The sequence below is a fragment of the Magnetococcales bacterium genome (assembly GCA_015228935.1).
Lineage (GTDB): Bacteria > Pseudomonadota > Magnetococcia > Magnetococcales > DC0425bin3 > HA3dbin3.
The window spans coordinates 10,213-16,312 of record JADGCO010000094.1; the positions used below are offsets into that span (position 1 = coordinate 10,213).

At 57.0% G+C, this 6,100-nt stretch carries 9 protein-coding genes and 1 tRNA gene; 4 read left to right on the forward strand and 6 right to left on the reverse strand.

Going from position 1 to position 6,100, the window contains the following annotated elements:
• Nucleotides 1–124: 124 nt before the first annotated feature.
• The 5 genes from HQL65_16950 to HQL65_16970 form a co-directional block, all read right to left on the reverse strand.
• Nucleotides 125–1,345, reverse strand: coding sequence for a putative DNA binding domain-containing protein (locus tag HQL65_16950; GenBank protein ID MBF0137922.1), 1,221 nt, complete (start codon nt 1,343–1,345; stop codon nt 125–127).
• Nucleotides 1,346–1,355: 10 nt separating this feature from the next.
• Entirely contained in the window at nt 1,356–1,589 is a 234-nt protein-coding gene (locus HQL65_16955; GenBank protein ID MBF0137923.1) for a hypothetical protein, read from the reverse strand.
• Nucleotides 1,590–1,687: 98 nt separating this feature from the next.
• Entirely contained in the window at nt 1,688–1,966 is a 279-nt protein-coding gene (locus HQL65_16960; protein ID MBF0137924.1) for a (2Fe-2S) ferredoxin domain-containing protein, read from the reverse strand.
• A gap of 249 nt (nt 1,967–2,215) precedes the next feature.
• Entirely contained in the window at nt 2,216–2,611 is a 396-nt protein-coding gene (locus tag HQL65_16965) for a DUF1640 domain-containing protein (protein MBF0137925.1), read from the reverse strand.
• Nucleotides 2,612–2,687: 76 nt separating this feature from the next.
• Nucleotides 2,688–2,764 (reverse strand) — tRNA-Arg (locus HQL65_16970).
• A 146-nt stretch (nt 2,765–2,910) separates the two neighbouring features.
• Here HQL65_16970 and trxA point away from each other — a divergent pair.
• Entirely contained in the window at nt 2,911–3,237 is a 327-nt protein-coding gene (gene trxA / locus HQL65_16975) for a thioredoxin TrxA (GenBank protein MBF0137926.1), read from the forward strand.
• A gap of 40 nt (nt 3,238–3,277) precedes the next feature.
• On the opposite strand, the gene HQL65_16980 is transcribed toward trxA, so the two are convergent.
• On the reverse strand, nt 3,278–3,589 hold the full coding sequence (locus HQL65_16980) for a YggU family protein (GenBank protein ID MBF0137927.1): 312 nt from the start codon (nt 3,587–3,589) through the stop codon (nt 3,278–3,280).
• 158 nt (nt 3,590–3,747) lie between these two features.
• On the opposite strand from HQL65_16980, the gene hslV reads away from it, so the two are divergent.
• The 3 genes from hslV to HQL65_16995 form a co-directional block, all read left to right on the forward strand.
• Entirely contained in the window at nt 3,748–4,275 is a 528-nt protein-coding gene (hslV, locus tag HQL65_16985) for an ATP-dependent protease subunit HslV (protein ID MBF0137928.1), read from the forward strand.
• Between the two features lie 12 nt (nt 4,276–4,287).
• Complete coding sequence (hslU, locus tag HQL65_16990) at nt 4,288–5,676, forward strand: ATP-dependent protease ATPase subunit HslU (protein MBF0137929.1); 1,389 nt, start codon at nt 4,288–4,290, stop codon at nt 5,674–5,676.
• 174 nt (nt 5,677–5,850) lie between these two features.
• Nucleotides 5,851–6,100: DUF3782 domain-containing protein (locus HQL65_16995; GenBank protein ID MBF0137930.1), on the forward strand; the 250-nt coding region annotated here is incomplete at its 3' end.

Consider the following 6,100-nt stretch of genomic DNA (forward strand, 5'->3'; position numbering starts at 1 on the left):
CATCCGTCCGGTCCTGGAAAACAAGGCATCCGTCATGGCAGATTCCGGAAACAAACCGTGAGTATACCCCAGTCGCTCAGGCAAACGCACTGAAACGGTATGACGACATGGGCAGACAGAAACATCAGAGAGGCCCGGTCCCCCTCAGCAGCCGCACGGTAAATTGTTCCTCCTCCGCAATCAGCCCCGGCCTGGTGCCATTGTGTTTCAACATGCCTTTCACAATTTTGCGGGGAACCCCCATGCCGGAGCGTTCCAGGTATCGATAGTCGCGCATCACGTCCACAAGCAGCGTGTTGCGCGCCAAACGACAGCCGGTCAACATCCGAGTGATCGTGATGCCGTTGGGCAAGCGCCCCGGTGAGACAATTTCCAGCCGGTCCGCATAGATGGAAAGCTCGATGTCCGTGCCGGAAAAAAGATAATCCCGATGCACAAGGGCATTGACCACCGCCTCGCGAATGACCTCCGGTGGATAGCAGGGAATCTCTTCCCGACGTCCGCCTCCCGCCTCCAACTGTCCCAGAACAGGTGTATTTCTCCGCACAAATGCCAGAGCCTGTTCAACCAGACCGGACTCGACAATCTCGTTGTCACGACTGAGCAGGGGAGTCATGGGACCCCGCATAACCTGACGCTCAATACTGGCATAATCTTTTTCATGCCCCGGATAGGCAACCGCATGGATGCCAGCCTGAGGCAAAAAACGGTTGGGATTGCGGCCAAACAACAAAATCCCGGCAACCGTTACCCCCTCATCGACCCTCAGTTCGGTGTTGTACAACAGGGTATTCCATGCGTCTGTGTCATGATCGGCAGGGACTTCCTGCTCCCGGACATGGGCAAAATAATCCTGCAACCGCCGCAAATCGAGATCGGCCAACGTGGCACCGGAGACCGGGCGCAATTCAACCCTGAAATGGCCCCGTTGTTGAAACAGACGGGCCAGCTCCTCCCGGGTCGGATCGCGACTTTGACTGCCAACCCGAATGACATAATTTTCCTGATTGTGATGCCGGAGTGTATGGACATCAAAACCGTGCGTCACCCGAACAATTCCGACATCCTTGCCGGATTCAACATTCCTGACCACTTCAAAAAATGGAATGATGGCGGGACGTATCTTGTCCCGACAGGCGGTCATGACCCACTCTTCGACGTCCGGGCGCGTGATGCCGCTGACCTGGCCATCGTCTTCCACACCCAACAAAACCATGCCACCCTCATGGTTGGAAAATGCCACCAGCTCCCTGGCCAATTCGTGATTCTGGATCACATCGCGTTTGAATTCGACGCCGGAATTTTCTCCATTGCGGATGATTTCAAGCAGGTCGGTGCGGGTCATGACCGAAGCATCAGAACGCACGGTGGCGGTGCTTCTGAAAGTCCAACGGTGTTGTTTCTCCGACTTTCCGCTCTTGAACTGCCTCTTCGGCCATCATGACCAGAAGTTCCGGATGATCGACGAATCGCTGGTCCCACCGGGTATCGGCAGACATATCTGCCAAGATACGCTCGGCCAATGCCGCATGTTCTGCATCAGGAAGCATGGCAGCAGCGTTAAAGGCTTTCTCAAGAAGTTCGATCATGTGATCTTTTCCCAGAGGCATGTCCAAAATTGCACGGAATTCAAGGGGGAAGGGCGCACCCACCCCCTCTTGATCCCCGATTTCTGTCTTGCATGCATTTACAGGATCCGCAGCCGTTTTACGGGTTCGCCCCCCACCAGATGCTTGTCAAAAATTTCCGACACATCCTGGGGTTTGACGCTGCCATACCATACCCCTTCCGGGTAGACGACCACGGTGGGTCCCTTGTCACAAGGTCCCATGCAGAAGGTCCCGGTCACCTGGATCTGCTCTGCCAGATTGCGTTTTTCCAACTCTCCGGCAAAAGCCTCCCGCACCGACCCGGCCCCCAATGCGCCACACGATCCCCGGGGATGGCCTTCGGGGCGTTGATTCATACAGACAAATACATGATGTTTGGGTTTCACGGTGAACCTCCTTCGCCAATGTTGTCCAATGATTTTTAAACTCTTGCAGGCAGATTCCGGCCTGAACTCCCTGCCCGGAAGCCGCCATTCTGTGTAACACCGGCAGGCAAGTCAACATGGAGAGATACCCATCGCGAAAGTTGCCCGACAACACGATGGCCAGGAAAAAACCCACAGGAACAAAAAAAATAAGGCGATTCGGACCAGGAAAAAAGCCGATCAACGTTCCGGCGGTACCGGTGTCGATGGCGGTGTCGATGGCGGGGGCGGGGATTGAAGCGGCAGCGGAGCAGGCAGGCGCATTTCCTGAGAGGAGTGAATCGGGGCGTAGGCAACCGATTGCGAATTGGGTTGGTTCATCTTGATCATGGCGAACAGGGTTGCAATAATCAATGCAGTCTGGGCGGTAAACATGCCCGCTGTCCACTTGATCACATCCACCTTGGCGGATTCGACATCCCTCCTGGTCGCCAACTCCTCAAGCCGGGACTCCTCCACTTTCTGGAGAACCTTTGACAAGACAATGATCTGGGCTTCCGCCTGGGCTGACGGAACGCCGGCACTCTCCAGTTCCTTCACAAAGGCCAGGGTGTCGAATGATATGGCGTGGTTCATGTCATGGTTCCTCCCGTCGTCCAGGAGATTTACAGACCGCCCGTAAAAATCCGCCGGCGCTGTTTTCTTTTTTTATTGGCGCGCGGTACAGGATTCGAACCTGTGACCTTTGGCTCCGGAGGCCAACGCTCTATCCGGCTGAGCTAACCGCGCCCATACACCTGGGGAGTGCTTGATCCTATCGAATGGCTTGCATACTTGTCAAAGGGAAACCCTTGAAAGCTTGACAAGGCCGGATGACCGATACATTTTATGGGGCTTTAGGGACGGAATCAGCCTGAGCGAGGAGCATGACCGTTATGAGCGAAAACATCATCCAGACTTCCGACAGCACGTTCGAGCAGGATGTCCTGAAAGCGGACCTGCCGGTCCTGGTGGATTTTTGGGCCGAATGGTGCGGGCCCTGCAAACAGGTGGCCCCGGCTTTGGAAGCCCTGGCCGTGGAATTCAAAGGCAAACTCAAGGTGGTCAAGCTCAATATCGACCAGAACCCCGGCTCGCCGGGCCGTTATGGCGTTCGGGGCATCCCCACCCTCATGTTGTTCAAAAGCGGCAAGATCGAAGCCACCAAGATTGGTGCCCTGCCCAAGACCAAGCTCGTCGAGTGGGTCCAGAATTCCCTGTAAAAATCAGGATGACCGTGTTGCACGCCAAGACCCGTCCGACTCAGGACGGGTCTTGTTCCCCTTGTTCCCGAAGGCCCCATTGGCGCTGAAAACGCTGGATGGTCTCTGCGGCAGCCCCGGTGATGCAGACCAGTTTTTCTCGGGATTTTTCCCCCTTGACCACACGCACGCCGCTTTTGGGCACCTGAAACTCTCTGGCCAAAAAGGAACACAAAGCCAGATTGGCCGCATTTTCCACGGGGGGCGCATGCAAGGCCACCTTGAGACGCCCAGCGTGCAGTCCCATGACTTTTTCACGGGCCGCACGTGGCTGCACCCGTATCGATAACAAAAAATCTCCCGCTCTCTTCATGGTCCGATCTGAAAATAACAGGTTGAAAATTTGTTTTTCATTTGTTTTTTTCGATCACTCCTTGCCAATCCGGCAAAAATTGGGTCATGTATGGGACCCGCCGGCACACTTTTCCGGGGAAAACAGCGTACAGAAGGCAGGGTACAGAAGGAGAACGCATGTTCAAAGGGACCACCATACTTTCGGTGCGACGTGGCGACCATGTGGTCATGGGGGGCGATGGCCAGGTGACCCTGGGCAATACGGTGGTCAAGGCCAACGCCCGCAAGGTGCGCCTGATGCATGACGGACGGGTCCTGGCCGGATTTGCCGGGGCCACTGCCGATGCCTTCACCCTCTTCGACCGTTTCGAAGGAAAATTGTCCAAACATGGCGGAATCCTGATCCGGGCCGCCGTGGAACTGGCCAAGGATTGGCGCACGGACCGGATCCTGCGCCGTCTGGAAGCCATGCTGGCGGTTGCCGACCGTTCCACGAGCCTGTTGATTTCCGGGACCGGGGATGTCCTGGAACCCGAGGATGGTCTCATCGCCATCGGTTCGGGCGGACCCTATGCCCTGGCCGCCGCCCGCGCCCTGCTGGCCAATACCGACCTGCCGGCCCGGCAGGTGACCGAACGGGCACTGCTGATCACCGCCGATATCTGCATTTATACCAACCGCAATCTGACCATCGAAGAGTTGTGACCGGAGTCGTCCATGTCCGAGTTTACGCCGCGTGAAATTGTCTCTGAACTGGATCGCTACATCATCGGCCAGAATGCCGCCAAACGGGCTGTCGCCGTCGCCCTGCGCAACCGTTGGCGCCGCCATCAGTTGAGTCCCGCCCTGCGCGAAGAGATCTATCCCAAAAACATTCTGATGATCGGTCCCACCGGGGTCGGCAAGACGGAAATTGCCCGCCGCCTGGCCAAACTGGCCAATGCCCCCTTCATCAAGGTCGAAGCCACCAAGTTCACCGAAGTGGGGTACGTGGGCCGGGATGTGGAGTCCATCATCCGGGATTTGACGGACATGGCAGTCAAAATGTTTCTGGAAAACGCCAAAAAAGAGGTCCGCAGCCGGGCCGAAGATATCGCCGAGGATCGTATCCTCGATATTCTGTTGCCCCCCCCTCCCAGCCGGCAGGCGGTCGGCAATCCCCTGGGTGCCTTGTTCGGTCAGCAACAGGAAGAGTCCCCCTCCCCACCGGCAGATCCCCCGCCCGACTCCGCCACCCGCCAGAAATTTCGCAAAATGTTGCGCGAAGGCAAACTGGATCAGCAGGAAATCGAAATCGAAATCCGCGAAGCCCGCAACGGCCCCACCCTGGAGGTCTTCACCCCCCAGGGCATGGAAGGCATCAACATCCAGGAAATGCTGGGTGGGCTGATGGGCGGACGCACCCGCAAGCGCCACATGCCCATCAGCGAAGCCCGCAAGGTCCTGATCGACGAAGAGGCCGGCAAGCTCGTGGATCGGGATTTGACCCAGCGTCATGCCGTCGAACGGGTCGAACAATCCGGCATCGTCTTCCTGGATGAATTGGACAAGGTATGTGGGCGCGGCTCCGAAATGCGCGGAGCCGATGTCTCCCGCGAAGGGGTGCAACGCGACCTCCTCCCCCTGGTGGAAGGCACAACGGTCTCCACCAAATATGGCATGGTCAAGACCGATCACATTCTGTTCATCGCCTCCGGGGCCTTCCAGATGGCCAAACCATCGGATCTTCTACCGGAACTTCAGGGTCGACTCCCTATACGGGTGGAACTGAGCAACCTGGTCGCCGAGGATTTTGTCCGCATCCTGACCGAACCGGAAAATGCCATGACCCGCCAGTATGCCGCCCTGCTCGCCATCGAGGGCATCACCCTGGATTTTCGCCCGGATGGCGTGCAGGCTCTGGCGGAAATATCCGCCCGGGTCAACGAAAAGACCGAAAACATCGGTGCCCGCCGCCTGCATACGGTGATGGAAAAACTCCTGGATGAAGTCTCTTTCACAGCCCCGGATCGACGGGGAGAAGTGGTCGTGATCGATGCGGCCTATGTCAACAGCCAGTTGCAGGACTTGGCCGGTGATGAAGATTTGTCCCGGTTCATCCTCTGAAGAGGTTGCCCATGCACTTTCCACGCATGGCCGCCAAAGCCGCTTTTGTCTTGAATTCCTCTGTGGTAACCGTGTGCCTGACCCCGGATTCTCGATTCCTCCAGGGATCATTTCTGGCAGGCTGTTCCCGGGATCCAGAGAGGATGTTCGTTGTCCATATGGAGAATTGAATCCATGTCCAAAACCCTGACCATCGATGATATCTGGAAACTGTTTCAGGAAACCAACCGGCTGTTCCAGGAATCGGAACTCAAGGCTCAAGCGGCACAAGCCAGGCTGGAGCATGATCTCCAGGAGACCAGACGCATGCTCCAGGAAGCGAATGCCCAAGCACAAGCCCAAGCACAAGCCAGGCTGGAAGAAGCGAATGCCCAAGCACAAGCCAGGCTGGAAGAAGCGAATGCCCAAGCACAAGCCAGGCTGG

Bases quoted from the DNA above. Each gene is read 5' to 3' on its own strand.
- HQL65_16950 (MBF0137922.1), bottom strand. From the start codon at position 1,345: ATGACCCGCACCGACCTGCTTGAAATCATCCGCAATGGAGAAAATTCC.
- HQL65_16960 (MBF0137924.1), bottom strand. From the start codon at position 1,966: ATGAATCAACGCCCCGAAGGCCATCCCCGGGGATCGTGTGGCGCATTG.
- hslU (MBF0137929.1), top strand. From the start codon at position 4,288: ATGTCCGAGTTTACGCCGCGTGAAATTGTCTCTGAACTGGATCGCTAC.
- HQL65_16955 (MBF0137923.1), bottom strand. From the start codon at position 1,589: ATGATCGAACTTCTTGAGAAAGCCTTTAACGCTGCTGCCATGCTTCCT.
- HQL65_16980 (MBF0137927.1), bottom strand. From the start codon at position 3,589: ATGAAGAGAGCGGGAGATTTTTTGTTATCGATACGGGTGCAGCCACGT.
- HQL65_16965 (MBF0137925.1), bottom strand. From the start codon at position 2,611: ATGAACCACGCCATATCATTCGACACCCTGGCCTTTGTGAAGGAACTG.
- hslV (MBF0137928.1), top strand. From the start codon at position 3,748: ATGTTCAAAGGGACCACCATACTTTCGGTGCGACGTGGCGACCATGTG.
- trxA (MBF0137926.1), top strand. From the start codon at position 2,911: ATGAGCGAAAACATCATCCAGACTTCCGACAGCACGTTCGAGCAGGAT.